Here is a 1,389-nt window from a genome sequence, read left to right as displayed (position 1 = left end):
GGACATGAAAAAGTTGTTCTAACTTTTTCAATAATGCCACGTGTCTATTACTCTTTTATTTCATAGTTTTTTCTTTTTAAATTCTTAAAGCTCAGGCTCCTATATGTGGTTCCGCCGAGGCGGACCACCAGCATCGGTGTGATTGTAAGAATAAATAAGATAGCTACCTGCTTTGCGTTGTGGATTTCGTCATAATAAGACCACCACCCGTGTTTTGTAGTCTATCTTTCTTGTATGGTTGAGCTTGTTAAGAAAGTTATACTTGTTTTTTTATTTTTCTAACACTAGGTTTTTATTGATTTGATAGGGTGTTTCGGTTTTTATGACTGATAGTATTCTTCGAGCCATTTTATGGGCTACTTTAACAATGATACTCTTGACATTCTTTCCGTGATGTTTTCTATAATAGTGTTGCATTTCGGTGTCTTTTCTAATGGCTACCCAAGCGGCTTCTATCAAATAACTTCTCAGTTGCGAGCGACTTCTGGGAGTGATTCCTAAACATTTTTCGCTATCGCCACTGTTGTAAATTCCAGGTACGAGTCCGATGTAGGAACTAAATTGTCTTTCGTTGTTAAATCGTCTTAAATCACCACATTCGGCTATGATCACACTGGCTAAATAACCGCCTATGCCCGGAATGGATTTTAATAGATAGTAATCCTTTTTGGTATTCTTTCTGCAATGCCTACGCATTTGATTGGCAATTTCTAAATATTCTGATTTAATGAATTTATAGAGTCGTATTTTTCCTTGCAAAGCCAAATCTCCACAAGCGGTACTGAATTTTAATTGTTCTAACCAAATAACAAAATCTTGACTCCAATTTGAGTTATCAAATTGAGCAGGTATTTTGATGCCGTGAAAGAGTAACATGCTTTTGATATGCGATTTTGTTTGACGAAGTTTCTTTGTAATTTGGGTTCTGTGACGTGCTAAAGTCATAAACTGTTCGTGCTCTTCAGTAGGGATGTAAATTCCTTTGAGTACTCCCTGTTTTAATTGGTTCGATAGATTTTTAGAATCTAAGGCATCTGTTTTTTGATAGCGTTCTTTGTCACCCGTTTTAACGTCGGCAGGATTAACTACTAAAACATGCCAACCTAAATTTAAAAAATAACGTGCCACAGAAAATCCGCAGCAGCCTGCCTCGTAAACTAAATGGACTTCATGTTCGGGAAAGGTTCGCTCAACGTATTGATACAAATCTTCCGATTCAGAAGGCATCGAATACGTTTTATGGAAAAATAAATCGGTTTGGATTGAAACAGTCCAACTTTTTTTGTGAATATCTAATCCAATGAATATCTTTGGAATAGTTAAGGCATCGTGTAATTGCATAATCTTCGTTTTTAGGAAATTCAAAGTTATGCTTTTACATAGATGCTT

General features: G+C 36.0%; 1 protein-coding gene. It reads right to left on the bottom strand.

Annotated features, from left to right (window positions below):
• Positions 1 to 270: 270 nt before the first annotated feature.
• Entirely contained in the window at positions 271 to 1,341 is a 1,071-nt protein-coding gene (locus tag B0I10_RS15530) for an IS110 family RNA-guided transposase (protein WP_112087427.1), read from the bottom strand.
• Positions 1,342 to 1,389: the final 48 nt, after the last annotated feature.

Source organism: Flavobacterium lacus (assembly GCF_003268815.1).
In the GTDB taxonomy this organism is placed as follows: Bacteria; Bacteroidota; Bacteroidia; order Flavobacteriales; family Flavobacteriaceae; genus Flavobacterium; species Flavobacterium lacus.
Note: the sequence above shows the minus strand (reverse complement) of the source record. Positions and strands in the feature narration are given on the sequence as shown.